Below are 25,381 nucleotides of genomic sequence, written 5' to 3' on the forward strand. Positions count from 1 at the left end.
AAAAATTTGCAGATTAAAAATTGCGTCAAGCTCAAGCTAAACTGAGCTGAACGGCATTAACGTCCTTTTTTTTTGCTGCGAGCAACCCTTCGTGACTGTCGTAAATTTCAAACAGTCGATGCATAGATGTAATTTCAAATAAAACTTTAACTTGCGGGCTAAGCGAACATAATGCGATTTTAATACCGTGGGGTTTTAGCATTTTAAGCAGGCAAACCAGAATTCTTAGACCCTGGCTGTCCATGAACGCTACATCGTGCATATTGAGCAATAAAGTGCCTACTTCATCCTTAATAGCCTCTGCGGCTGCGCGATCGATAAGACTGCTGCAGCGTAGATCGAATATACCGGAAAGCCTCAGCTCCCTGATAGTCAAACTCATAAGTACCTCTCATCATCAAGATCCATCGGGGAATAACAACTTGAGTACGAGTACTTAGAAGGTTTTTGCTTGGGGTTCTCCCTTCCATCGCGATTACTAACTCAAAGTTCTGGTTTAATTCTATAAACACTGATGCAGGCTGGCAGTGAGTAAAAGTGATAAAAAGTGCGATCTTTGTCACACCCACCACAAACATTGCCAATCCCAATACTTTGTAAATCAAAATTAAGAAACCGGAACTTTGATGACAGCAGATCCACACATCAAGCTACATTGGGCAAGAGAAGAAAACTGAAGTTAGCAATATGGTTGCCCAAATTTTTAATACAACTAAGTCACAACAAGTATTTGCTCAGGCCAAAGAGTTAATGCCCGGTGGTGTCAGCTCGCCAGTACGAGCGTTCAAATCTGTCGGTGGCGAACCCATAGTATTCGATCGCGTTGAGGGTGCCTATGCTTGGGATATCGATGGGAATAAGTACGTTGACTACATTGGCAGTTGGGGGCCTGCGATCGTCGGGCACAATCACCCCGAAGTCCTGGCAGCGCTGCAACAAGCCCTGACTAAAGGCACCAGCTTTGGCGCTCCCTGCGTATTAGAAAATGTTTTGGCAGAAATGGTGATCGAAGCCGTGCCGAGCATAGAAATGGTACGCTTTGTCAACTCCGGCACCGAAGCTTGTATGTCCGTGCTGCGTCTGATGCGAGCATTTACGGGACGCGAGAAAATCGTCAAATTTGAGGGCTGCTATCACGGCCATGCCGATATGTTCCTCGTGCAAGCGGGATCGGGCGTGGCAACTCTAGGCTTACCCGACTCTCCCGGCGTACCCAAATCTACGACGGCAAATACACTCACCGCACCCTACAACGATTTAGAGGCAGTTAAAGCTTTATTCGCAGCAAATCCCGGTCAAATTGCTGGTATTATTCTGGAACCTGTGGTGGGCAATGCGGGTTGCATTCTCCCCAAACCCGGATTTTTAGAAGGACTGAAAGAAGTCGCCCATGCTGATGGAGCCTTGTTGGTCTTCGACGAAGTAATGACCGGATTCCGCCTGGCCTATGGCGGCGCGCAAGCCAGATTTGGCATCACTCCCGACCTGACGACGCTAGGCAAGGTAATTGGTGGCGGCTTACCTGTTGGTGCCTATGGTGGCAGGCGCGAAATTATGGAGATGGTGGCTCCGGCTGGCCCCATGTATCAGGCTGGAACGCTGTCTGGCAATCCCCTCGCCATGACCGCAGGCATCAAAACTCTGGAAATTTTGAAGCGTCCTGGGTCCTACGAATATCTCGAAAAAGTTACCAAGCAACTGGCAGATGGGATGCTGGCGATCGCTCGCGAAACCGGACACGAAGCAACAGGGAATCAACTCGGTGCCATGTTCGGTCTCTTTTTCACGAACGTGCAGGTCTATAACTATGCCGATGCGAAGACTAGCGATCTGCAAAAATTCAGTCGATTCCATCGCGGCATGTTGGAGCGCGGCATTTATCTCGCTCCATCGCAGTTTGAAGCTGGCTTCACTTCGCTCGCCCACGACGATACCGAGATTAACGCCACTTTGGAAGCAGCTCGCGCTGTTTTATCTGCGATCTCGTAATCCCTAATTGCCTCGGCATTAAAAACGTACAGATATAGCGTTTTTCAATTGAGAACAGGTTTTATTGACGGGGTGAAGGGGTTCCACCCCTGCGTGGGGGCGCAGCCCCCACACCGCCTGTCCTAACAGATCTGTCTACGGCTATACAAACTTGTAGCAGACTTGGGGGAGAAACGATCGCTCGCTCTCGGTAACTTAACGGTGAAAATGCTGCCTTTGCCGAGTTCGCTCTGTATCTGGATGCTGCCTTGATGTGCCTGGGCGATTGCTTTGGCAATTGCTAAACCCAATCCCGCTCCTCCTGTCGTTCTAGAGCGATCGCTAGAAACGCGATAAAAGCGATCGAAGATATGTGATTGGTCTTGAGGTGCAATACCAATACCCGTATCCTGTACTTGGATAACTGCGTAGCAATCGTCATGTTTTAGAATCACTGTCACTTTTTCCTCTGGGGGGGTGTACTGAATGGCGTTAGTAATCAGATTTGCGACAAGTCGATAGAGCCGCTCCTCATTACCTAAGACCGATAAAGGATAATCTACCTGAATATCTTGCTCAAGACTAATTTTCGCTGCGATCGCGATATCCATCAGTTCTTCCACCAGATCCCCGATTAAATCGTTGAGACAGCAAGGTTGGAATTTAATCGCTAGAGATTGTCGATCTTGCCGATCCAGGCGCGATAGCAGCAATAGATCCTGGACTAATTGGGATAAGCGCATACTCTGACGCTCGACCGTGCGTAAAGTATCCAATCCAGTCTCATTAGAGGCAGATGTGGAAAGTGCTAACTCAACCGCCGCAATAATAACAGCAATGGGAGTGCGTAGCTCGTGAGCGGCATCAGCCGTGAATTGTTGAATTTGTCGATAGGAATGGTAAACAGGGCGCATGGCTACGCCAGCTAGCCACCAACTGGCAATACCCACTAACAACATTGCTATTGGTAATCCCAATACTAGAGTCAACTGGAGTGTAGCCAAATAGCGATCGCTAGCTCTGAGGGAGTGCCCTATCTGCATGTATCCCCAAGGTTGCCCTCGATTGTTCTTTAAGAGAATAGATATCTGGTGGTAGCGATCGCCATTATCAGCTTGGAGAGTTTGCCATGTAGTCGTGTCTAGCGTGTTGGAGATTCCTTGCGGTGGATTTCCGGCAACAGCCACAGCGCGACCCGATCGATCCCAAAAGCGAGCGTAGTAGCGATCTTCCTGAATTACACCCAGAACGTGCCGTTCCGGTTTGCTCGCAGGTTTGCGATCGCAGGTTTCTTGGGTTTTAGGATCTAATACACAGAGATTCGGTAACACTCTCTGGACGCTTGATTCTAGCTGTCCTGGCTGTTTGAGAATTGGTTCGAGGCTATCGTGCAAAACGCCTGAAAAAACTTCTAACTCCCGATCCTGCGACTGCAAGTGAGCATGTCTTACCATTTGATAAAGTGCTATGCTGCACGCGCTAAGAATTAAGCCCATCACCGCAACGTAAGAACCTGCTAACCTCCAGCGCGTTGAGGTGAATAGATGATTCTGATTCATGATGGTGGGTTGAGGCGGTAGCCCATACCTGGAATAGTTTCAATTAGCTTGTCATAACCATATTCTCCTAGCTTACGCCGCAATAAACGCACTTGGGCGGCAACGACGTTACTAATCGGTTCGGCATCGATTTCCCACAATTGATTCATGAGGCGATCGCGACTGAGAATTTGATTTGGATGCCGCATGAAGTATTCAAGTAGCTGAAATTCTTTGTTGGTCAGGAATAAAGACTGAGGGTGACCGCGATCGTCTTGTACGGTCACGGTTGAAGTGCTGAAGTCCAGTTTCAGGTTTCCCACTTGTAATTGCTGCGGTTGCATCTGCGGCGATCGCCGCTGTAAGGCTCTCAGCCTTGCCAGAAGTTCCGCAATTTTAAATGGTTTGACCAAATAGTCATCGGCTCCAGCATCGAGTCCTGCGACCTTATCTTCCATGCCGTCTTTAGCAGTCAGCATCAGGATGGGCAAGGGATTACCCTGAGCGCGGAGGCGTTGACATAGTTCGATGCCCGATAAACCAGGTAATAGCCAGTCAAGGATGGCAAGCGTATACTGAGTAGATTGACTTTCCAGATATTGCCAAGCGCGATCGCCATCCTGGAACCAGTCAACGATGTACTTCTCCTGGTTTAAACTTTTTTGAATTACTTGTCCCAGGTCTAGTTCGTCTTCGACTAATAGGATTTTCATTCAATCTTGTATTTATTTCCCTGCTTACTTGCTAGCATACCAACTGCTGTACCACTGGCGCATTTGCTCGATTTCTGCACTTTGAGATTGGACAATCGCATTGGCAAGTTTCCTCATTTCAGGGCGATCGCTAGCTGCGATCGTATGAGTCATCATTAACGCCATCTGGTGATGGGGAACCATCTCCTCAATAAAGGCTTTATCGAAATCAGGTGAGGTTTCGAGGGCTTTGAGATCGGCATCCGTCATGTCCGCCATAGCCATCATGCGAGAGTGCATTCCCCTCATTCCCGTACGTTCGATTGCAGATAGAGGTGGAACGTTGGTGCCATACCACTGTTTGTACCAAGACCTCATTTGGTCGATTTCCCGAGTCTGATCGCGCTTGATGGACTCTGCCAATTTCCTAATTTCCGATCGCTTGGAGAGTTTGAGCGCTAAATCTGCCATCTTGACTGCACCTTCATGGTGAGGAATCATCATTTCAATGAAATGGCGATCGGCTTGTTGTCCCATCATCATACCTTGACGATAGGGCAGAGCTTGACTGACAGAATCAGGCAAACCTCGAACAAGTGGCTTTGCTTGCAAGATACCCAAAACGAGTATGCCCGTTACCGTACTACCTGCGAACAGACTTGCGACCAATAGCAATGACTTGTGCATTTTCCCTGGATGCCTAGAGTTTCTAGATTGTGTCGGTCTCATACGGTTTCTCCTGAACTTTATTTCCACCATATAGCTACAGCCAATAGGCTTAGGACGGGGTGCAGGGGTGGAACCCCTGCGTGGGGGCGCAGCCCCCACACCCCCTGTCCTAACAGATCTGTCTACGGCTATAAATCCAGCATAGCTCCGGGTGATGAAACCAGGATGAAAACCATAGCGGTTTTCAGATCGGAAAGAGCAGGGGGTTTGGGGGTGTTGTCCCCAAGAGGGGGAGGCAGGGCAGTCTTGGGGGGGCCACACTAGAGCCACTGCCGTGTGGCCCCCCTTCACCCCGTCAATAAAACCCGTTCTCAAGTGAAAACCGCTATAGCCTTGAGTTTTTAGAGGTGCTTTTAAGTCAAATTTATTTTGAAGGGCTATAAGTTCCTCAAAATAAATTTGACAAACACTAGCGTTAGATTTCTTCTAAGTCGAGGACAGGGATAGCTGGGGCTTCTTGCCTGCTCATGCCTGTGTGAATGCGATGTTCCACTTCATCGAATTTAGCACTTGATGCAGGATCGTTTTCCATTAATGAAACGATAATTCCTACGGCAAAGGAGAGAGGAATTGAAACTAACCCAGGATTCTTCAAGGGGAAGAAAGCGGTGGTTTGCTTGAAAATATCGATCTGAATTGTGGGGGATAGGTAGATCAGCACCAAGGATGACACCGTGCCAACCACAATACTTGTCACCGCACCATTTGTGGTGAATCTACGCCAAATCATCGACAGAAAAAGCGATGGGAAGTTAGCACTCGCAGCAATCGCAAACGCCAGTCCCACCATATAGGCAACATTCTGTCCTTTGAACACAATGCCCAAAATAATGGCGACTACACCGAGTGCCATCGTTGCTGCTCTCGCTACCCTGAATTGCTCGTTTTCGTTTGCCTTACCCTGGCGCACCACATTCACCCAGAGATCGTGGGAAAGCGATGCTGCCCCTGAGAGCGTCAGACCTGCCACTACCGCTAAAATTGTGGCAAAAGAAACCGCAGCGATAAACCCTAAAAAGGCATTGCCACCAAGGGCTTCCGCCAATAAGGGAGCTGCCATGTTTCCACCTTTGTCAATGTTGGCAATCAAATCCTGTCCCACCAAGACCATCGAACCAAAACCAAGAATGAAGGTGAGCAGGTAGAAAAATCCTATAAACACAGTGGCATACATCACCGAAGTGCGGGCAGCTTTGGCATCGGGTACGGTGTAAAAGCGCATGAGAATGTGGGGTAGACCTGCGGTTCCTAACATCAGTGCCATGCCTAGAGAGATGGCATCTAGAGGATCGGAAATCAGTTTGCCCGGTGCGAGTACCCCTGCACCATATTTGTCCGCAGCAGCAGTAAACAAATTGAGCGGATTAAAGCCAAACTTGGAGAGCACCAGTACGGACAGCAAAATCGTGCCGCCCAGCAAAAGCACAGCTTTAATAATCTGTACCCATGTGGTGGCGATCATGCCACCAAAAATTACATAGGCAAGCATGACACCGCCAACCAACAACACGGCGATTTCGTAGTTCAAGCCAAACAGCAGTTTGATCAGGTTGCCTGCGCCTACCATTTGCGCGATTAGATAGAAGCTAACCACTGCTAGCGTACCGATCGCTGCGGCAATCCGTACAGGGGTCTGACGCAAACGAAAGGCAACCACATCGACAAAGGTGTATTTACCAAGGTTCCGCAGGGGTTCGGCAATCAGAAACAGAACCAGGGGCCAACCTACAAGAAACCCGATGGAGTAAATCAAGCCATCAAAACCCTTGAGCGCAACCAGTCCAGCAATCCCCAAAAAGCTGGCGGCGCTCATGTAGTCACCTGCCAGTGCCAAGCCGTTTTGAAAGCCACTGATACTTTGCCCTGCGGTATAAAAATGGGATGTATTTTTCGTTTTGCCCGCTGCCCAGTAGGTAACGCCAAGGGAAGAGAGGACAAAAATTACAAAAAACACGATCGCGAGTGGATTAAATTGACCGACTGTTGTTGAGCTATTCATCCTTCCCCTCCATGGTCTGTTTCATTAATTGCTTCGTCTTGCGTGAGTTCTGGAGCATCGGTTGTGAGATGCCCGGCTGTACCTCCACTCCGATTTGAGGTATTACCCATATTGCGTAACCCTTCCTGTAGTTTGGCAACGTGGACATCGTAGACATTGTTTGCCCAATTTACATAAACGTAAGTAAGCAACCATACTGCCGCAATCGTTAAGGCACCAAGTAAAATCCCTAAAGACAGTCCGGGGGTAATAGGCGTGGCTAATAGTGGCTTATCATAGGCAATCAGAAGGATAACCCCGAAGTAAATAACCATCATGATGGCTGTGAGCCACATAGAGATGCGCCAGCGATCGGCGGCGACATCATCTAGCGTTTTTGCGCGATTTTTCATGAATTTTGTAGTAGCAATTTTTATAAAAATTTGTTTTATCCAGCCATAAATCGAATGTGGGTTCTAGCGCCTCTATTGACACTAAAAAGATCCAAGACAAAGAATTTAAGTCGCTTTGCAATCGCAGGCTTATTTCAGTGCATAGCAGCGCACACCACGTTCAGCCGTTTGCAGGGGGCAACGATCCCCCACTTGCTTATCTAACTACAAGAGCGCTTAAATATCTTCAAACCTTAACAATATTTACAAATATTAAGGCTTTGTCCGAATCGAAACAAAAATGCCTAAGAAATCGCAACGCGGAAGCCGTAATTATTATCTTTGCGATCGGGTTGCAGTCGATTGCGAAACGACGAACGGCAGTTATATTGATGGTTGCGCCAGGAGCAGCCCCTCGATAGTCGATAGCGATCGTTACCGCTCTCTTCCCACGCGCTGCCATCATCCGGCGCGCCCTGATAGCTCTCGTGCCAGTTGTCAGCACACCACTCCCACACGTTGCCGTGCATGTCGTGCAGGCCAAATGCATTGGCAGGGAATATCCCTACTTCCGAAGTTTGAGGGCGATAGTAGTTCTTGCGATATCCATCGGAGTAAACATCATCATAATTGGCTAGATTAGAACTGAGATGTTTGCCAAAATAAAATGGCGTATCTGTTCCCGCTCGACAGGCATATTCCCACTGCGCTTCGCTGGGAAGTTGATAGTTGCGTCCTGTTTGGCAGTAGAGGCGATCGCAAAATTCAACCGCATCGTACCAAGAGACGCATTCCACCGGGCGATTGCTACCTTTAAAGTAGGATGGATCGAGATCGAGGGTGCGATTTACAGGTGGAAGCATCGCCACCGCCATCCATTGTGCTTGCGTAATCGGATATTTGCCCATATAGAAAGGTAAAATGGAAACAGGATGCTGAATGGATTCAAAACCAGAATGTCGCCCCTCTTGCGGTGAAGCTCCCATTAAGAAAGTGCCCGCAGGGATATATATCATTTCCAGGACTATGCCGCCGCCCAGATTTTCCAATATATTAGGCTTTTTGACTTGTGGAAATGGCGATGACGCAGCGATCGCAGGTTGAATCGGTTTCGCGATGCGATTGGCTACTATCTGCACCGCCGATCTTCCCATTGCTGCTGGCATAGGGGGGCGGTTGGGATGGTGAGTGGGAGAGCTAAGGGAATGCCGCAATGCCTCAATTTCAGCTAGATGTTTGGCTGTCCGGTTACCATTCTGCATAATGTTGTTGGACACTGCGGGCGATGTAACATTCCTAGCAGTCGTTTGAGCCAGAGATTTTTGTCCGATTGGGCGCGATCTATTAATCGCGATCGCGGGATCGAGATCGGCTAAGACTTGTTCCACTGATTGGTAGCGATAGTTTACAGCGTGGGCGATCAAGCGATCCAGGGTTTTAGCCAGGTTGCCATTCACCGGATTGCCTTTGAGATGCGATCGCCAGATCCAGTCATTATTGCCATCAATGAGATCGAAGGGAGATATACCCGTCAGCAAGTAAATGCAAGTAACGCCCAAACTATACAGATCGCTGGCAAAGACGGCTTTGCCCCTTGCCTGTTCGGGAGCCATAAATTCGGCGCTGCCAATACTGGTTCCGGTTTTTAATAAAGCCGTACTGGTGGCATACTTGGCAGCCCCAAAGTCAACTAACACGAGCTGGCGATCGCTGTTGCGGCGAATGATATTTTCGGGTTTGATATCGCGGTGAATTACGCCACCCGCATGGATAAATTGCAGGACGGGCAATAAATTGCAGAGGAAATGACGTACTTTAGCCTGGTCAAAGGTTCCCTGTTGGGCGATCTCGCTACCGAGATCGCGACCGTCAACGAACTCCTGGATCAGGTACTGCTGACCCTCTTGCTCGCAGTATGCCAGTAGCTCTGGAATGCGATCGTGCTTGCCTAACTCCTCCAGGCGCATGGCTTCCTGCTTAAATAGCTCGGCAGCTTTATCCAGATTGCCCTGACCCTGGGGTGCAAACTGTTTGATCGCACATTTGGGTTGCGAGGGCTTATATGCATCTATACCCAAAAAAGTCCTGCCAAAGCCACCCTGGGCAATTAACCGCTCGGCTCGGTAGCGATCGCCGATCGAGAGCTTGGCACCACAATTTTGACAAAATCTGGATTTGGCAGAATTTTGACGCTTATAGCAACTGGGGTTGAGGCAGTAGCTCATAGCAAAATAAGGCTGTAAGCAGAATGGCTAAAAGCCAGTTTATACGCACCTCTGATAAATTTAAAGGAGATCCAGCGAGTGGGGCATCGGGATCCGCATTAAGAAATCCTGAAATTTTAGATATTCGATCGCCCTGATATACTGGCAAAGGTGGCAATCATCTTAATAATGCTGGAACTTAACACTTTCTTTCACAATACTTTTCATCACATTGGTGACTTTTCCCGCAATAACTGCGTTTCCATCTGTGCCTTTCTGGTTCCGGCCAACATGCTGGCTACCCTGCAAACTATGATTCTGGTTGCCCTGTCTCGTCCCGCCACCGAACTACGGTGGACGATTTCGGCCTCTATTCTTTATGCTGCGATCATGGTGCTACATGTCTTTAGCTGGTTTATCGCCGGTGTAGTCATGGCACCCACATTTATCTTGCTATTTTTGGGTAGCGTTTGTCTGGGGTTAAATGTTTGGGCGATCGCCCACCCTGAAAGTATGGCTCGCCTGCTCAGGTCGCTAGTAACTTTGGTGCTGCCAAGTCAATTTAATACCAATTTGAACTAAACGCGACAGATCGAACGGGGTGAAGGGGTGGAACCCCTGCGTGGGGGCTGCGCCCCCACACCCCCTGTCCTAACAGATCTGTCTATGGCTATAAATTGGCATAAGCTATTTAAGCGTGCGTCAGGATAGAGATGCCATTTTGGATTGGAGTGACAGCGGCATCAAATGGCGCACCTTACCCCACGACTTTCTCGCTTGACAAACAGTCTATATGGATTAGATGGGTAGATGGGCGGGTAAAAGAGACATCGCTACGATCGCTAAAAATAATAGTGCTGAAACGGTTTCCAAGATAGCAACGTTTTGGATGGGAGTAGTGCGATACCATTCTTGTCGTATTAAAATCAAACCAAACTTGAGCAACGCTATGCCAAAGGCGATCGCTGCGATTGGGTTGAGCCAGCCACAGTACCAGAGAATTCCGATCGTACAAAGAGCGATCGCGTGATAAATCGCGCCTGGAACCAGCGATGCGGTTTTGGGTTTGCGCAGTTTCACGGTAAAAATGGCACTGCTAAAAAACAAGGCGTTCAAGAGCCACAAACCGAGTACGGAAACCGACCAGGTGCCAGTGGTGGCAATGTAGGCAAACGGTGTTGTGAGGCAAACCGCCGCAAAGGTCAGCAGTTCGTTTGCTACCGATTTTTGCTGCCGATAAAAGACGGAAACCGCATCGATTGACAGAGCGGCGATCGCGCCCAAATACAGCCACAGCAAAAGCGGCGTTTGCAGGTAAAGATAAACCGCGAGACTCAATGATATCCCGGTATAAATTCCACCCCAGACCAAAAATCGAGGCTTCCAACTGCGACGCTGTTTAATTTGCAATACCAGTGGATGCTCTGCCTGAAATCCCGCAAAAGCACATATCAGTGCCAGAGTAGTGGCTACAGTCCATTGCTGCGCTGCGGCTGCGCCTGTCAGAAATGATACGAACAGCATGACATAGACCCCATGCTCTGGCGAAAATGTAGGGCGATACCAGACTGGAGTTCGAGCAGTAGAATTTTCTGGGATGGAATTAGTTTGAGAAAATGTCATAGCCATATCTCCTTAAATGCACGGGTATTCAGATAATTCAACGGGTTAGTATCTAACCTAATCCACCGAGACGAATTCCCGCTCCTAAGATTACAAACAACACCGCCAGCAATGTCACGCCCACAATGTGATATGCTAGGGAGTCTAGGGTTTCTTTGGTTAGATTTGGAATGATGAAAAAGCGGGCGTGTACTGCCAGCGCTAACGTTCCCACTAGCAAGCCTAACTTGATGCCGATATAGGTTGATAGATACGACTCAAACGATAGTAAACTTTGGAAGCCAGGAAAGTATATCCAGGTGAGCCACAGCCCCGTGATGACCTGGAGCAACAAAGACGCTAGTCCAAATCCCTCAAAATGTTCTTCAAATTGGTGAATGCGATCGGGATCGCGACTTTTCAGAGCTGAGGGCAAGACGGTAATGGCAAGCACTAAATGCCCGCCCGTCCAGACGGTAGCTCCTAGAGTATGCAGAATAACCAGAATTTTAAACAGCATTGGCATCTTGCTATATCTATATACGGGCAATAGATTTGGATTTGGTATAACCGAGCGATCTCCATCCCATTACCCGTTTTACCCTTGCGAATTACGACTTCTTGTCGATCAGAACGTTCCTTTCAGCATTCCATTCCAGTACAGGATGGGAAATCCATACTTTTTCAGCAAATACATGGAAAGTCTTTCTTTGCCTTGATCGAAGGGAAAAGTCTCTGTGGGTTTGAGATCGTAGTCGAACTCTGCCATGATCGTTTTGCCATAGCCAGTCACCAACGGGCAGCAGGTGTAGCCGTTGTATGTCGTTTGAGATGTTTGCCGATCGATCTCTGCGAAGAGGCGATCGACCAGAACAGGTGCCTGTTTGCGAACGGCGGCGGCAGTCTTAGATGTCGGCAAGCTACTGGCATCCCCCAGGCTAAAAACGTTTTTAAACCGCACGTGCTGGGTTGTGAATTTGTCAACATCAACCCATCCAGCCTGATTGGCCAGGGGACTATTCTTAATAAAGTCGGGGGCGCTCATGGGCGGACCGACATGCAGCAAGTCAAACTCCATTGCCAGCAACTCGTTGGTTGCGAGATTTCTAAACCAGGCTTTCTTATTTTCACCATCTACCTTTTCCAGGTTGTAGCCGAACATGGTTTTGATGTTGCGCTCTGCAATAATCTTGCTCAGGGCATTAGCATATTTCTCTACGCTGAATATTTTGCCAACCGCAGAGACAAATACGATCTGGGCTTTGTCCCGTACCCCTTGCTTGCGAAAGAAATTTTCGGCTAAGTACATGATCTTTTGCGGTGCGCCAGCGCATTTAATCGGCGTACTGGGAAAGGTGAAAATCGCCGTTCCCCCTTTAAAGTCTTTGATAAAATCCCAGGTACGCTCGACGGTGTCCTTCGAGTAATTGGAGCAAACCCCATTTTTGCCTAGCGACTCTGGCAAACCTTCGATTTTGCCCCAGTCAATCTGAATACCGGGACAAACAACTAAGTACTTGTACTTAACAGCTCCCGTTGACTGGGTAAGCACCTGGTTAGCATCTGGATCGAAGCCGGTAGCAAAATCTTTAATCCACTTCACCCCCTTGGGGATCTGGGATGCTTCGTCTCTTTCAGTTTCGCTGAAGCGAGTAACGCCGCCACCAACCAGAGTCCACAGGGGTTGATAGTAGTGCTTGTCCGATGGTTCGATAATGGCGATCGCTAAACTGTCGTTCCGGTTTCTAATTCGCGCCGCAACGGAGATGCCCGCCGCACCACCCCCAACTATGACAATATCGTAGGTGTTGGTTTCAGTCATATTTTTGTTATTTTTATTTTTTGCGACAACTGTCAAATTATGCCAGCATTTCCAGCGCTTTCTACATCAGTGCAAACTCCCGCAACACTGTCAAATTGCGATCGCAAATAGATCGCAAATCATTTATACGGAAACCTGACTTGCTTTTTCCTGTTCTAGGGCGATCGCGCGGGGAAATAGCACGTTGTTTTCTTTGTGAATGTGCTGGTGCATATCCTGCTCGAAGGTATGCAAAGCATCCAGCATAGCTCGATAGGTATTGCACGCCCAATCCGGCGGCGTGAAGTCATCGGTGAGTTGATGCAGTTGTGCTAGCGCAGTTCCGGTTTCTTCATGTTCAAATTCCATCTGCCGTATTGGATTCGCTACACTACCGCAATGGAACGCGGGTAGGGTATCGCTAGAATCCAGCAGCCGAATTGTTGGGAATAAAATTTGTTCCTCTTTCATCAGGTGCGTTGACAGTTCTGCCGACAGGAACAGAAAAATGTCTTTGACATGGGAAAGGCGTGGTTCTTTGTCGCCATGCACCGCAGCAACCTTCGTTACCATTTTTTCTAAACGGGGAAGTTCTGCATGTAGGTAGGCATGGTGAGTCCGCTCGATGTTATCTGCTAATTCGCTCAAAGACAGTGCTGTTAAACTTACTTCCGAGACAGATTCCCTGGCTGCATAGTCTTCCAATTGTGCCAAAAACGCTTGAGGATCTATGCCTTGCTGGCAACAGGCTTCTGCTAGAGTCTTTTTGCCGCCGCAGCAGTAGTCTACATTCGCCTGCTCGAACAAGCGAGCAAGAGAGGGGCGATCGCGCACGATCGCGCCGACGGTATCGTCAATTTGAAAGGTTGTCATGGTCTCGATCTCCGGCTTACAAATTTTTGGGAATTGCGTTCCGTTGAGAATAGGCACTTAGGACTGTCAACCAGTCGGGAGGTTGGGACATGCCCCAGACTCAAATTTTTCTGAGGCATGTTCTCCTCTGTCTTACTGGTTCAAGACCTCTTTCCGGTGTTCCGGTGCTGCCGCAATCGCCGCGACTTCTGCTCGGAGTTCTTCAGAAACCCCCAGTTCTTTTAAGGTTTCCATCAGATCTTCAGCAACGGCATCAAAGTGTTCGCCACTCAAACCATGCTGTTCTACTAATGCTTCATGGGCTTCACGCATATAGCGACCGTTGTACTTATCCGTTCCGCCAAAGGCATAGGTGAGAAAATCTTTCTGATGTTGTCGTTGCTTAGTCATATCGACATTGGCAAAGAAGTGCTTGATGCGATCATCCTGCAAGACTCGCTCGTAGAACTTGTCAACGGCGAGGTCAACTGCCGCCACACCACCCAGTTTGTCAAACAAAGTCGTCATAATTCTCCTGCTCAAAGTTAGACATAATGCTTTGGAGACCATGCATAAATGGTTTTCCAATTAATGGACAGACGTTACTTCAAGACGTTACTTCACAATCGGTTCTTCTGTCGGCTGTGCTTGCGTCGGTTGCTGGAAAATGGCAATCACCGCTTTTCCTACACAGTACACCAGCATCACTGCTCCAACGGTAAAGATAATATCACCTGGAATCCGCAACCACACCGTCCACTGCATCCACGGCGAACTCACTACTTCAGCACTGCGAGCGTACCAGGTACCGCGATTCACCGACTGCACTAGTTGATAGAAACCATTGGGAATTAATCCGCAGGCCATCATTACCACTAAGCCGATGTTAATCCACCAGAAAGAGAAATTGAGATTCCTCTCATCCCAGGCGCGATCTGGGGTGATTTCCCGCAGAGCAAATAGCATCAAAGCGATCGCCAGCGAACCATACACGCCATACAGTGCCGCGTGAGCGTGAATGGGAGTGGTATTGAGTCCCTGAGAGTAATAGAGAACGATGGGTGGATTGATCAAAAATCCAAACACGCCAGCGCCCACTAGATTCCAGAAACAGGTGGCAATAAAGAACTTGAGCGGCATCCGATAAAATCCCTGAGCTTCTTGGGACAACTTCAGCGACTTCACCACTTCAAACCCAATCAGGGTCAGGGGCACTACTTCCAGCGCCGAGGCGACGGAACCCATTGCCGTGATAAACACGGGCGTTCCAGTGAAGTAAAGATGGTGCAGAGTGCCAATCACGCCGCTCCCCAGGTAGAGAATGGTTGTGAGATAGGTGGCCCGCAATGCTGAGGAACGCTTGAGGAAACCAAGTTCGCTGCACAGATAGGCGATCGCAACGGTAGCAAATACCTCAAAGAAGCCCTCTACCCAGAGATGCACCACCCACCAGCGCCAGTATTCCGCCACGCTCAAGGGCGTGTGATTGGTATACATCAAGCCGGAGGCATAGAACAGGGGGATGGTAATTGCACTATAGAGGAAAAAGTGATTCAGTCCGGTTTTACTGCCTTCCGCCTGCAAAGCAGGTTTGAGGGCGCGGAACATCAGCCACAGCCAGAATACCATACCGCCAATCAGCAACAGTTGCCAGAGGCGACCCAGTTCCACATATTCGTAGCCCTGGTGACCGAACCAGAAGCTTTTCTCTCCCAGCCACCCTTGAATGCCAGCCCAGGTACCCACCAGAGAACCAACGACAACGACGGTCAATGCTGCTAGTAAGCCGCCATTGCCCCAAGCTTGGAACTTAGGTTCGTGCTTGCCAAACCGAGGACCGAAATAAAGTCCCGCCGCCAGCCAGCAGGTGGCAATCCAAAACACCGCCAGTTGCAAGTGCCAGGTGCGCGATGCCGCATAGGGTAAGTATTGCTGGATAGGTATGCCGTAAAAGCCCTCACCCTCAACCGCATAGTGCGCTGTTACCATACCCATCACAATTTGCACGAAAAACAGCGCCATCGCCACGCCAAAGAATAGGGTAGTGGCTTTTTGACTGGGAGTGGCGATGCGAATTGCCGGACGAGCTGCGACCGCCTGAATTTCTTCGGCATCCTCTTGGGTCAGGTAAACGAACAAGAAGGCGGCGATCGCTGCGATCAAAACAATTACCGATAAGATCGACCAGATCACAAACTGGCCTGGAGCCTGGTTGCCGATAAGATCGTCGTGCGGCCAGTTGGCGGTGTAAGACAGCGGTGACCCAGGACGATTGGCCGATGCCGTCCAGGCCGTCCAGCTAAAAAACGCTGTTACATTGCGGATTTGCGTCGGATCGGTAAACCAACCGCTGGGAATAGAATGCACTGACGATCCTTGAGACAGCAGAGTTTGATAGTCTCGAAAGACTTTTGCCAATCCCTTGGTTTGAGCCGCTGTCAGACTTAAAGCTCCAGTTTCCGATTCATAACGATTGGTTTTAAATTCCTGCTGTACTCTCGCCTGTAGCGCAGCGCGATCGACCGCTGACAAGGCATCTAAATCGGCTTGACTGAAGTCGGGGTTGTCGTCGTACAAAACTCCCGCCGTTGCCAATCCCCAACGATGCAACACATCCGCCGTCCAGTCAGGGGCGAGATAGCTCCCATGTCCCCAAATGCTGCCAATGTGCTGACCACCACGCGCCAGGTAGGTTTCCTGACCGGATTGAATATCTGCTTGAGTCAGAATAATTTCCTGTTGTGGCGACACCACAGTTGCCGGAATCGGTGGCGCGTTTTTGTAAATTGCCGCGCCTGCTGAGATCAAAACGGTGAAAGTAACGATGCAGATCGTCACCAGCCAGACCGGAAGCCTGAATGGCTTGAGGCGATCGCGCCCTGCCACCGCTAGATCGCCTAGATTAAAGGTTGGATTTGCCATAATCGCATTTGTAAATTTGCAAATTGCCTGCTAATGACAGCGTTTACAGGATAGATAAGCAAACATCAAACGGTATTTGACTTAAGTCAAAACAAACCTTGAAAGATTGTGAATTTTGGAACGAGCCGATCGGTTTGGAAATTAACGTCAGTTCCATGACTTATCCGCCCTCACCGCCTGATCCCTTCTCCTAGATCCTGCTATCCATTACGCAAAAGCGGTCAGGATGGTTACAGGGAAATGTTGCCGAATTCAAGCTTGGCTTAGACGAAGTAAAGTACGGGTTACTTTAGTTATGATTCTGCTTCGGATGTTGCTAGTTCGCGTAGCATCTCCTGTTGATCCTGGGAAATACAGCTTTGAATGACATCCTCAATATCGCCGTCGAGTACTGGAGGCAGAGCAAAGTTTACACCTAAGCGGTGATCGGTGAGGCGGCTGTCTTTGTAGTTGTAGGTGCGGATTTTTTCGGAGCGCGAACCCGTGCCGACCTGCGATCGCCGCATACTAGTCACTGCATCCTGCTGTTCGCGTAACTTTATCTCGTAGAGTTTGGCCCGCAGAATTTGCATGGCGCGTTCTTTGTTTTTGAGTTGCGATCGCTCCTCAGTGCAGAATACCCGAATGCCCGTCGGTTTGTGCAACAAGTCTACCGCCGTTTCCACCTTGTTGACGTTTTGTCCGCCTGCGCCGCCGGATCTAGCCGTGGACATCTCAATATCCTTAGGATCGATATTCACCTCGACGGCATCGACTTCGGGCATCACTGCCACTGTGGCGGTAGAGGTGTGTACGCGCCCCGAAGCTTCCGTAGCCGGTACGCGCTGGACGCGATGCACGCCTGACTCGAATTTGAGTTTGCTATAGACGCGATCGCCTTGAATTTCTAAGACGGCTTCTTTAAATCCACCCAGATCGGCAAGCGACTCGCTCACGAGTTTAATGCGCCAACCTTGCCGTTCCGCATAGCGCGTGTATAAGCGCACCAGATCGGCTGCCCAAATACTAGCCTCTTCGCCACCAGTACCTGCTCTGATTTCCAGCATGATGTTCTTATCATCGTTGGGATCTTGAGGCAGCAACAAAATTTTCATGCGCTCTTCTAGATGCTCCAGCTTCTCGTTTAGCTCCTGCACCTCTAGTTCCGCCATTTCCTTTAGTTCGGGATCGTCACCAGATTCCTTCAGGATTTGCTGTGCTTCCTGAGCATCCGTCTGTGCCTTACGCCAAGCTTCGTAGGTATGTACCGTTTCCTCTAACGACGACCTGGCCTTAGCAATCCGCTGAAACTCAGTTGGATCGGTTGCCACGTCAGGGTCAGCCATGCGGCGGGTTAGTTCGTTAAAGGTTTGCTCTACGGAGTCGAGCTTGTTAAGTAAGTACTGGGCAGGCATACAAGTTGATGAGCTTGAGTCAGGGTGAGATTAGAGATCTTTATATACCTATACAGTGCTACTTTTTAGTTTTATTACCCTTAGCGCCGCCTTTATCCCCAGACTCTTCCAACATGCCATACTTGCGCAGGAAACGTTCTACGCGTCCTTCGGTATCGATAATCTTTTGCGTACCAGTGTAGAAGGGATGATTGCCCGACCACACATCTACATGCAGTTCTGGCTGGGTAGAGCCAACAGTCGCAACTACTTCACCGTTGCATATAACTTTGGCTTCAGGATACCATTTAGGGTGAATGTTAGGCTTGGGCATATTCTTCAGCGTCCGAGATAACAAAGATAAAAATTATAATTTCAGCTTTTCTAGCCTAGCACAGGCGCACGGTTTTCGCGCTAATTAAATGCTAGTGCTGCTAGAGCGCTAAGGTGGATACCAAAACATGCCCTTAATACCTTCAGGATCGGCATTAAACCCAAGTTGGCGGTAGAAATCTACCACGTGGGCATCGGCAAATAAGCTGATATTGCTGATGTCAGCTCGCCTCAGCTCTTTTACTACTTCCTGCATCAAAGCTTTGCCAAGTCCCCTACCTTGAAATTCAGGATGCACGACCACATCCCAGATCGTGGCATTAAAGGCACGATCGGAGGTGGCACGGGCAAAACCGATCAAGCGATTAAAACTCCCCCGTTGTTCCCGAATAGTAATAACTACAAAACTGTGCTCGATCGCCTTACGGACTTTACGAATAGGGCGACGCGCCCAACCTACAGAGTCACATAATTCTTCAAGTTCATAGAGATCGATATTGCGATCCGTGCTGAAAAATATTTGACTAGTAGGTGTTTTAACTTGACGCAGTCTCGTCTTTTGAGCAGTTTCAACGGAATCCGTGACACTAAATAAGCTTTTCCAGAAACCCATGGAGATCTGTAATTGTAATTATTTTAATTTTAAAGGTGCGATCGACTAAATTTAATTAATATAGCGATGCTAAATCATTTATGAATGGGGCGCAGGGCTAGAATCCCCGCGTGGGGCGCAACCCCACAACTCCTTTTTCACAAACCATTTGCGATCGCTATAGCAATCAACTAATTAATAATTGTAGGGCTAGATCGGGGCTGTGGGCGTGGCCTACGATCGCGCAGCGATCGCCGTCACTGTATGCATGCGATCGCGATCGCTTTAGAAGTATTGGGATCTGAACTACGATCTAAATCATCAACTTTTCCCATCCTTAAGGAACCCAGTGGAAACCCCAGTGTCTAGACCTAATCCTATAGTTGAACGCTTCCCGCAGTTGTTTGGGGGGCTACTTTCGTTGTCGCTAGCTTTAGTTGTGGGGGCTTATCTTGGTAGCTCCGCGATTCGTACGCTCAGTCGCGGCAAAGATGCTCTGACGGTGATTGGCTCTGCCAAGAGGCCAATCCGTTCGGACTACATTATCTGGCGCAGTTCTGTAACCAGCCAGCAAAACACCCTACAGCAGGCATACCAAGAAATTAAACGCCACACCGAACGGGTACAGGCCTACTTAAAATCCAAGAACGTGCCAGCAGATGCAATTACACTGAACGCAATTGATACGCAACCCGTACCAGAAGTCAACGCCAATGGCGTGCAAACTGGTAGGACTCTAGCGTATCGGCTGACCCAACGTTTCGAAATCCGTTCTAACGATGTAGATGGGATTGGAGCTATCTCTCGCTCCAGTACTGAACTGATAAATGAAGGCATTCCATTTACATCGGAAGCACCCGAATATCTCTATACCCAACTCAGTCAACTGCGGGTTGAGATGATTGCAGAAGCAGCTAAAGATGCAAAAGCTCGGGCTGAAGCTATTACGCGCCAGACTGGTGGACGGATTGGAGTCGTGCGCAGTGCAGAGACCGATGTATTTCAAATTACATCCCGTAATTCAACCGAAGTGAGCAATTCTGGCAGCTATAATACTTCTTCTCTAGAGAAAGATATCACTGCTGTTGTCTCGATTACTTTTGCAATGGAACAGTAGTAATACGAGGATAGGGAACTCGAATCCCTGACCTCTGCGGTGCGATCGTATAGCTCAATTGCGTTAAAACCCACATTCAGCAGGTGAGCAGTAAGATGAAATAATTTTATGCATAAGTAAGCCTTTCATGGTTGAGTTAGGATATCTGTGGTATGGGGTGACGTTTTCTACTTGTCGCGTGGGGAAATAGGTATAGCAGTTTTCAGATGAAAACGAGAAGGGGGTTTGGGGGCGTTGCCCCCAAGAAGGGGTTCCACCCCTTCACCCCGTCAATAAAACCTGTTCTCAATTGAAAAACGCTATAGAAGCATCTCCAATGTGGCATCTTGGAGCCACCATTCCTATGATGAGCGCAATACCTTCGCAAGAGTTTCATTGCTTGCAGCCCTCAAGCCTGCTGTTTTGTAAGTACTCGCAGGCTTGTTCTAGTAATTCGGCAAAGGAGTACAAACGCCAGCGAAAAATTCCATCAGCAGAAGCAGTGAATAAATATTTGCCATCGGGAGTAAAACTGATACTAATTACAGGTTCATCACCTACTTTAAACTCTTCTAAACGCTTACCTTGTAAGTCCCAAAAGCGCACTTTCCCATCGCTATCAGCAACTGCAATTTTTTCACCATCTGGACTAAAATGAACGTCGTAGGAATCACCGTTCTTACCTATAATAGGGAAACCAGGGAGAGATTGACATTGATAGGGATACGGGGTGAAATCGGGATTTTTCAAGATTTCCCAGATAATTACATTCCCCCCAGCGTCAGAAGTCACCAGTCGATTCCCTGCGGGGTTAAAATCCGCACCTTCGACATACATTTGATGTCCCTTACATTCAGCTATAGGTTGACGAATAGCTGTCACATCCCATAGCGTTACTGTTTTATTTTCCTGTGTGATTACTAAATGATTGGAATTAGTAGGACTAAACTTCAATCGCCATAACTTACCCCCTGGCACTTGAAAAGAACGAACATTATCTAAATCCAATTCACCTGACGGATGGCGGTGCCATACATAGACTGTACCATCCCTTTGAGCCGCAGCTAAAGAACTTCCATCTCTATTAAAGGCGACTGAACGAAACTCTCGATCTGAATCTCTATCTTTATTTTTGTTTTTCTGTAGTGGTTCTAAAGGTTTGATAAGTTCCTTATAGGGAATAGGTTCATTGCGTTGCATAGCTTGTAAATCCCAAAGCAAAACCCTGGCATCTTCTCCCACTGCAGTAGCTAGCTGTTTGCCATCGGGACTAAAACTGAGGCTGTAAATTGTTTCATCGGTTTTTGAAGAACCAACAGTAATTGGCTTTATTTGATTATTTGCTATTTGAAACAGTTTGATGATGCCAAATCCACCAGTAGTTCCAAAAAGAAGTTGACCGTTGTTAGTTTGAGAAAAGCTAGTATCTCTGAATAAAGTCTCAGGTAACTTATCTAAAGGATCTTTGTTTTGAGCTTTGAGTTTCTTATTATATTTGCCAAGCTGGTTTTTAATGTCAGCATTATCTTTACTCAATACTTCTTCATATCTAGGTAAATCTTCTAAACTCCATAGGCGAATAGTACCATCACCAGAGACAGAAGCTATTTTTCTAGCATTACGGCTGAAGTCAGCACCATGAATTCCAAATTCTTGAAGGCTATTAAATTTTCTTTTGTTCTCCCATTTTTCTCGATTCTTTTCCCATACAAAAAGTTGATTATTTCCCATTGTAATCATAAAATTATCATTGGGACTAAATTGAATGTTGTTTACATTTCTATGCTCTAATACGGGCAACTTGGAGAAATTAGGACATCTTTGTAGTGTTTTAAGATCGATGACGATTAAATTATTTGCTAAAGTAATTGCTATTTGTTTGCCATCATGACTAACCTTAACCACGCTATTTTTTAGTTCTTTTGGTAGTTCACAGGATACATGCTCAACAAGTTTTTTCTCTTGTATAAGAGCCCATAATCGTAGATATTTATCTTCGCCTACAGAAACCAGAAAATCTTTATTCCCATCATTAATAAAAACTCCACGAATCTTATTTGCCGTTTCTTCTTTATTATTTTCTGTTTTTTCTTTATTGATTCCATGAGCTTTAGGAGCTTCATGAACTAGTTCGCCCTTTAAATTCCATACTCTAATGGATCCGTCATCCCCAGCAGTTGCAAACAAAGTGCGATCGGAGTTAAAGGAAATATCCTTAATAGGTTTTTCTTGATCTTGTGGTATTTTTCGACGATACTCTAATTTGCTATTTTTATCTGTTAACTCAAGAATAAATAAGTTGCCAGTAGCATCTCCTGTTACTAAATAATGCTTTTTTGGATCGTAGGCAGATGAAATTAATTGATTTGCATCGTGGGTTTTCTCTAAATCCAAGCTAAATAGTTCATTTAATCCCCAACCATTTAACGACCAAAGTTTAACCTTGCCGTCATAACCCGTTGTAATTAGCTTGTCTTCTGAGTCTGGCAAAAAGATGATGGTAAACACATTAAATTGATGAGCCTGAAAAACATTTTTTTCCTGAACTTGGTAGAGAGATTTTTGCAATATTCCAGCTACTCGATTTTTAAGATCGTTGTTGAATATTAGTTTGTTATTTTTTAAAGACAAACTAGCATTAACGCTGGTTTTCAAAGCTTCCCATTTTTTTCCTGAAAGTAGCTGTGATTCTGCTAAGGTTATTTTTGCGGAAATTTCACTTTCTGAAGTTTTTACAAATGCCCACCAACCTGTTACCAAGAGTATAAATATGAATAAACATCCGGCTCCCCACAACTTTATTCTTCCGAAAATTCTTTCTTTGATACTTTCCTGGATAAATTTAGATTCTACTTTATTCAGCCAATACGGCTGCTCTTTTCTAAGTTTATTTGCCCGATCTAAACGTGTATCTTCTGCCCAAAGTGCTCCTTCACCATTCTTCCATGTATTAGCTGCCTCTGCTAATTGTCCTTGTAAGGAAATAGCATCTCGATCTTTTTTAATCCAGTCTCGAAATGTCTGCCATTCACGGATTAAAGAGTCATGAGCGATTTCATAAAAGACTCGATCTTCCTTTTGTCCTTCAAGAAGAAGATTAGCTTCTATTAATTCCTCAAGCACATCATCTTTTTGCTTATTTTCTCGATCGCTAGAATAATCTAATTCATCCGCATAAACTCTTTTCCTTGTTAGCTGTTCTAAGGAAACCATACGCAATAAAACCCATTTAAGAGCCTGCTTGAGAGGCTCGTCAAAGCTTTGACAAACCTTATCAGCTTTTGCAGCTAAGGCCCCAGAAACCCCACCTATTGCTTGATAATCTTCTTTTAGCAACTCTCGATTGCCATCACCTTTTTGCCAGCGTTGATAGAGTTTAAGATAAAGTTCACTTAGAGTAAAAGAAAGTAAAGAAAGATGATCTCTAGCATCATCAATAATTAGATCGATTAAACTGGGAGATTCAAAGTAAATTTCCTTTTCCCTAGCTGATTCTTCAATTGCTTCTCTTAATTCTTCTTTAGACATGGGACTAATGTCAAATATTACATTGCTCCTCCAATATTTAAAATTACGAAAATACACTTCAAAGTCAGATCGAAGGGTAACGAGAAGATGGAAAGAATGAGAATTTTTCAGGGCAATTTCCAATGAATTTAAGTATATATCTCTTGCTTCTGAATTTCCTTGGTTTCTAGTGTATATTTCCTCCATTTGATCGATAATTAATAGAAGCTTTTTTTCTCCTCCAGTGCGTTGAGTCCAGCTTTGAATTCCTTTTGATAAAAACTCCTTGCTTTTCGATAAATTACTGCTTATTTCATCTAAATTTTTTTTCGCCCTATCATAAAGCTTTGATAACTTCTCTTGCTCTTCTGGGTAATTAGCTAATAAACTTTCTAGCTGCTCATAATAGTCTAAGATTAATAATAACTGAGACTCTGGCACGGACTTGCCATTATTATTCCAAGTATCAATAAGCAGTGGTTTGACATTTTCAGGATTAGACTTAAGAAGTTTATCTAAGTCAGTTAATGCTCTAACATCCGTTATCAATGTTGGATTAGTAGCAGGTAAAAAAGCCCTCGCTAAGGAAGCAAAAGGATCGCTACCGGGACTGATAGGGTGAAGAATATACCATGCTTTATCGTCACGAAGTTTCGGCAATAACCCAGCCTTCACTAAACTAGATTTACCAGAGCCTGCAGAACCAACAACAAGTGTAAGGTTAGTTGCCTCTTGGGGTTGCTTAGGATTAAGGCGTTCTAGTAGCTTTTGAGTTAGAGACTCTCTGCCAAAGAAACAGTTAGCATGTCTTTCCTCATAGGGTTCTAAACCCCGATAAGGATTATTTTCTGGGTCTAGTTTTGGCGCATTTTTTAGTTTATTCTTACTAAAATCTTGAGTAACAAATATGAATTTCCCTTTATCATATTTTTTGTCAAACGGAAATAAATCTGGATGTTGATTTGACTTGTTTAATTCATTGCTGACATATAAACAAAGTTCGTCAGATGTAATGATTTTATCTCCTGTATAGTCAGCCTTTGGATGCTCGGGATTTAAGCCATCGAGGAGTGCTTTAGCAAAAGGTGAGTGTTCTAATGTTCCATCGGATGCTTCTTCATCGTGTGCCACAGCAGTCATAATCTCCCACGATGGGTACTGGACAAAATGCTGATAACCCTCTTGGGTAATTGGAAGAGATTTCCTTGTAACTTTTCTAGTTTCCCAACGAAAAGCCCCAGCATGACAGCAATCTAGAATAATTAGTAGATCGTGGATCCGAGACTGTTGTTTTTCTAGACTCTTTTCCGCATTTTCTAGTTCTTGTTTTAGTTTTTCCATCGCCAGATAGCTAGTTTCATCATCAATTTTCGCATCTATAGGAATTAAAAATCCTTTAGGCCCCTTGACATCTTTGCTAAAAGATAGTCCATGCCCAGCAAAGTAGAAGAGGAGGCAATTAGGCATCTCAAGTGAGAGATGGTTAGGCAAATTTTCTAAAGTGGCTTTGATATTATCTAGCGTAGGTCGTTTGTTTTCGGCGTGCCCATCACCGTCAATCAGCCTGATAACTTTGTATTGGTAACTCTTTTCTAAGATCTCAGCGATCTTTACTGCATCTCTACTGGCATTTTTGAGTGGATGAAATTTTTGTTGGTTTTCATAATTATCAATGCCAATAACTATCGCTAAATTGTAAAATTTACTCGCATCCATCATAATTCTCCTTTATTTTCCTGATTTTTGATTTCCAGAAAGTTAGTTACTTTGAGATAGGAAAATTATCAAATTACAGAACAATC

The 25,381-nt window shown here is 46.5% G+C and carries 20 protein-coding genes; 3 read left to right on the forward strand and 17 right to left on the reverse strand.

Annotated elements, in window-relative coordinates; genetic code table 11:
* Positions 1-31 precede the first annotated feature (31 nt).
* Positions 32-382, reverse strand: a complete 351-nt coding sequence (locus tag PSE6802_RS27985) for an STAS domain-containing protein (protein WP_019499128.1) — start codon at positions 380-382, stop codon at positions 32-34.
* A 305-nt stretch (positions 383-687) separates the two neighbouring features.
* Here PSE6802_RS27985 and hemL point away from each other — a divergent pair, with 305 nt between their 5' ends.
* A complete protein-coding gene (gene hemL / locus PSE6802_RS0105925) occupies positions 688-1,989 on the forward strand; it encodes a glutamate-1-semialdehyde 2,1-aminomutase (RefSeq protein WP_019499129.1) in 1,302 nt (433 codons plus the stop codon).
* Between the two features lie 122 nt (positions 1,990-2,111).
* Here the strand turns inward: hemL and rppB are convergent, their stop codons facing one another.
* From rppB to PSE6802_RS0105955, 6 genes are all read right to left on the reverse strand, one after another.
* On the reverse strand, positions 2,112-3,527 hold the full coding sequence (gene rppB, locus PSE6802_RS0105930) for a two-component system sensor histidine kinase RppB (RefSeq protein ID WP_019499130.1): 1,416 nt from the start codon (positions 3,525-3,527) through the stop codon (positions 2,112-2,114).
* Positions 3,524-4,219 (reverse strand): two-component system response regulator RppA, encoded by a 696-nt coding sequence (gene rppA, locus PSE6802_RS33190; protein ID WP_019499131.1) that lies wholly within the window; start codon positions 4,217-4,219, stop codon positions 3,524-3,526. The genes rppB and rppA overlap by 4 nt, the downstream gene beginning before the upstream one ends.
* Before the next feature lie 24 nt (positions 4,220-4,243).
* Positions 4,244-4,927, reverse strand: coding sequence for a DUF305 domain-containing protein (locus PSE6802_RS33195; RefSeq protein WP_051050562.1), 684 nt, complete (start codon positions 4,925-4,927; stop codon positions 4,244-4,246).
* Positions 4,928-5,342: 415 nt separating this feature from the next.
* Entirely contained in the window at positions 5,343-6,926 is a 1,584-nt protein-coding gene (locus PSE6802_RS0105945) for a sodium:solute symporter family transporter (protein ID WP_019499133.1), read from the reverse strand.
* Positions 6,923-7,318: a DUF485 domain-containing protein gene (locus tag PSE6802_RS27990; protein WP_019499134.1), complete on the reverse strand. Its 396-nt coding sequence runs from the start codon at positions 7,316-7,318 to the stop codon at positions 6,923-6,925. Before PSE6802_RS27990 ends, PSE6802_RS0105945 begins: the two co-directional genes overlap by 4 nt.
* 284 nt (positions 7,319-7,602) lie before the next feature.
* Positions 7,603-9,522, reverse strand: a complete 1,920-nt coding sequence (locus PSE6802_RS0105955) for a bifunctional serine/threonine-protein kinase/formylglycine-generating enzyme family protein (protein ID WP_019499135.1) — start codon at positions 9,520-9,522, stop codon at positions 7,603-7,605.
* 168 nt (positions 9,523-9,690) lie between these two features.
* On the opposite strand from PSE6802_RS0105955, the gene PSE6802_RS0105965 reads away from it, so the two are divergent.
* On the forward strand, positions 9,691-10,083 hold the full coding sequence (locus tag PSE6802_RS0105965) for a hypothetical protein (RefSeq protein WP_019499136.1): 393 nt from the start codon (positions 9,691-9,693) through the stop codon (positions 10,081-10,083).
* Positions 10,084-10,299: 216 nt separating this feature from the next.
* Here PSE6802_RS0105965 and PSE6802_RS0105970 read toward each other — a convergent pair whose 3' ends face one another.
* The 9 genes from PSE6802_RS0105970 to PSE6802_RS0106010 all read right to left on the reverse strand — a co-directional run bounded on the left by PSE6802_RS0105970 (position 10,300) and on the right by PSE6802_RS0106010 (position 18,997).
* Positions 10,300-11,124 carry a YwiC-like family protein gene (locus PSE6802_RS0105970; protein WP_019499137.1) on the reverse strand — a complete coding sequence of 275 codons (825 nt, stop codon included), beginning with the start codon at positions 11,122-11,124 and terminating at the stop codon, positions 10,300-10,302.
* Positions 11,125-11,176: 52 nt separating this feature from the next.
* Positions 11,177-11,623, reverse strand: coding sequence for a CopD family protein (locus tag PSE6802_RS0105975; RefSeq protein WP_019499138.1), 447 nt, complete (start codon positions 11,621-11,623; stop codon positions 11,177-11,179).
* A gap of 108 nt (positions 11,624-11,731) precedes the next feature.
* Entirely contained in the window at positions 11,732-12,925 is a 1,194-nt protein-coding gene (locus tag PSE6802_RS0105980) for an NAD(P)/FAD-dependent oxidoreductase (RefSeq protein ID WP_019499139.1), read from the reverse strand.
* A gap of 123 nt (positions 12,926-13,048) precedes the next feature.
* A complete protein-coding gene (gene ric, locus PSE6802_RS0105985; RefSeq protein ID WP_019499140.1) occupies positions 13,049-13,777 on the reverse strand; it encodes an iron-sulfur cluster repair di-iron protein in 729 nt (242 codons plus the stop codon).
* A gap of 132 nt (positions 13,778-13,909) precedes the next feature.
* The gene (locus PSE6802_RS0105990) at positions 13,910-14,284 is read right to left on the reverse strand and encodes a group I truncated hemoglobin (RefSeq protein ID WP_019499141.1); all 375 of its coding nucleotides are present in this window, start codon (positions 14,282-14,284) and stop codon (positions 13,910-13,912) included.
* Between the two features lie 87 nt (positions 14,285-14,371).
* Positions 14,372-16,678 carry a nitric-oxide reductase large subunit gene (locus tag PSE6802_RS0105995; RefSeq protein WP_019499142.1) on the reverse strand — a complete coding sequence of 769 codons (2,307 nt, stop codon included), beginning with the start codon at positions 16,676-16,678 and terminating at the stop codon, positions 14,372-14,374.
* Positions 16,679-16,971: 293 nt separating this feature from the next.
* Positions 16,972-18,072 carry a peptide chain release factor 1 gene (gene prfA, locus PSE6802_RS0106000; RefSeq protein WP_019499143.1) on the reverse strand — a complete coding sequence of 367 codons (1,101 nt, stop codon included), beginning with the start codon at positions 18,070-18,072 and terminating at the stop codon, positions 16,972-16,974.
* Between the two features lie 58 nt (positions 18,073-18,130).
* Positions 18,131-18,385 (reverse strand): 50S ribosomal protein L31, encoded by a 255-nt coding sequence (gene rpmE, locus PSE6802_RS0106005; protein WP_019499144.1) that lies wholly within the window; start codon positions 18,383-18,385, stop codon positions 18,131-18,133.
* A gap of 108 nt (positions 18,386-18,493) precedes the next feature.
* The gene (locus PSE6802_RS0106010; RefSeq protein ID WP_019499145.1) at positions 18,494-18,997 is read right to left on the reverse strand and encodes a GNAT family N-acetyltransferase; all 504 of its coding nucleotides are present in this window, start codon (positions 18,995-18,997) and stop codon (positions 18,494-18,496) included.
* Positions 18,998-19,337: 340 nt separating this feature from the next.
* Here PSE6802_RS0106010 and PSE6802_RS0106015 point away from each other — a divergent pair, with 340 nt between their 5' ends.
* Entirely contained in the window at positions 19,338-20,093 is a 756-nt protein-coding gene (locus tag PSE6802_RS0106015) for an SIMPL domain-containing protein (protein WP_026103096.1), read from the forward strand.
* Positions 20,094-20,465: 372 nt separating this feature from the next.
* Here the strand turns inward: PSE6802_RS0106015 and PSE6802_RS0106020 are convergent, their stop codons facing one another.
* Positions 20,466-25,295 carry an nSTAND1 domain-containing NTPase gene (locus PSE6802_RS0106020; protein ID WP_019499147.1) on the reverse strand — a complete coding sequence of 1,610 codons (4,830 nt, stop codon included), beginning with the start codon at positions 25,293-25,295 and terminating at the stop codon, positions 20,466-20,468.
* Positions 25,296-25,381 lie beyond the last annotated feature (86 nt).

The organism is Pseudanabaena sp. PCC 6802 (assembly GCF_000332175.1).
Classification (GTDB): Bacteria; Cyanobacteriota; Cyanobacteriia; order Pseudanabaenales; family Pseudanabaenaceae; genus PCC-6802.

Excerpts from the sequence above, each read along its gene's own strand:
- PSE6802_RS0105955 (WP_019499135.1), bottom strand. The coding sequence starts at position 9,522 with ATGAGCTACTGCCTCAACCCCAGTTGCTATAAGCGTCAAAATTCTGCC.
- PSE6802_RS0105975 (WP_019499138.1), bottom strand. The coding sequence starts at position 11,623 with ATGCTGTTTAAAATTCTGGTTATTCTGCATACTCTAGGAGCTACCGTC.
- PSE6802_RS0105965 (WP_019499136.1), top strand. The coding sequence starts at position 9,691 with ATGCTGGAACTTAACACTTTCTTTCACAATACTTTTCATCACATTGGT.
- hemL (WP_019499129.1), top strand. The coding sequence starts at position 688 with ATGGTTGCCCAAATTTTTAATACAACTAAGTCACAACAAGTATTTGCT.
- PSE6802_RS0105945 (WP_019499133.1), bottom strand. The coding sequence starts at position 6,926 with ATGAATAGCTCAACAACAGTCGGTCAATTTAATCCACTCGCGATCGTG.
- prfA (WP_019499143.1), bottom strand. The coding sequence starts at position 18,072 with ATGCCTGCCCAGTACTTACTTAACAAGCTCGACTCCGTAGAGCAAACC.
- PSE6802_RS33195 (WP_051050562.1), bottom strand. The coding sequence starts at position 4,927 with ATGAGACCGACACAATCTAGAAACTCTAGGCATCCAGGGAAAATGCAC.
- PSE6802_RS27990 (WP_019499134.1), bottom strand. The coding sequence starts at position 7,318 with ATGAAAAATCGCGCAAAAACGCTAGATGATGTCGCCGCCGATCGCTGG.
- PSE6802_RS0105970 (WP_019499137.1), bottom strand. The coding sequence starts at position 11,124 with ATGACATTTTCTCAAACTAATTCCATCCCAGAAAATTCTACTGCTCGA.
- ric (WP_019499140.1), bottom strand. The coding sequence starts at position 13,777 with ATGACAACCTTTCAAATTGACGATACCGTCGGCGCGATCGTGCGCGAT.
- PSE6802_RS0105995 (WP_019499142.1), bottom strand. The coding sequence starts at position 16,678 with ATGGCAAATCCAACCTTTAATCTAGGCGATCTAGCGGTGGCAGGGCGC.
- PSE6802_RS27985 (WP_019499128.1), bottom strand. The coding sequence starts at position 382 with ATGAGTTTGACTATCAGGGAGCTGAGGCTTTCCGGTATATTCGATCTA.
- PSE6802_RS0106010 (WP_019499145.1), bottom strand. The coding sequence starts at position 18,997 with ATGGGTTTCTGGAAAAGCTTATTTAGTGTCACGGATTCCGTTGAAACT.
- PSE6802_RS0105990 (WP_019499141.1), bottom strand. The coding sequence starts at position 14,284 with ATGACGACTTTGTTTGACAAACTGGGTGGTGTGGCGGCAGTTGACCTC.
- rpmE (WP_019499144.1), bottom strand. The coding sequence starts at position 18,385 with ATGCCCAAGCCTAACATTCACCCTAAATGGTATCCTGAAGCCAAAGTT.
- PSE6802_RS0105980 (WP_019499139.1), bottom strand. The coding sequence starts at position 12,925 with ATGACTGAAACCAACACCTACGATATTGTCATAGTTGGGGGTGGTGCG.
- PSE6802_RS0106020 (WP_019499147.1), bottom strand. The coding sequence starts at position 25,295 with ATGGATGCGAGTAAATTTTACAATTTAGCGATAGTTATTGGCATTGAT.
- rppA (WP_019499131.1), bottom strand. The coding sequence starts at position 4,219 with ATGAAAATCCTATTAGTCGAAGACGAACTAGACCTGGGACAAGTAATT.
- rppB (WP_019499130.1), bottom strand. The coding sequence starts at position 3,527 with ATGAATCAGAATCATCTATTCACCTCAACGCGCTGGAGGTTAGCAGGT.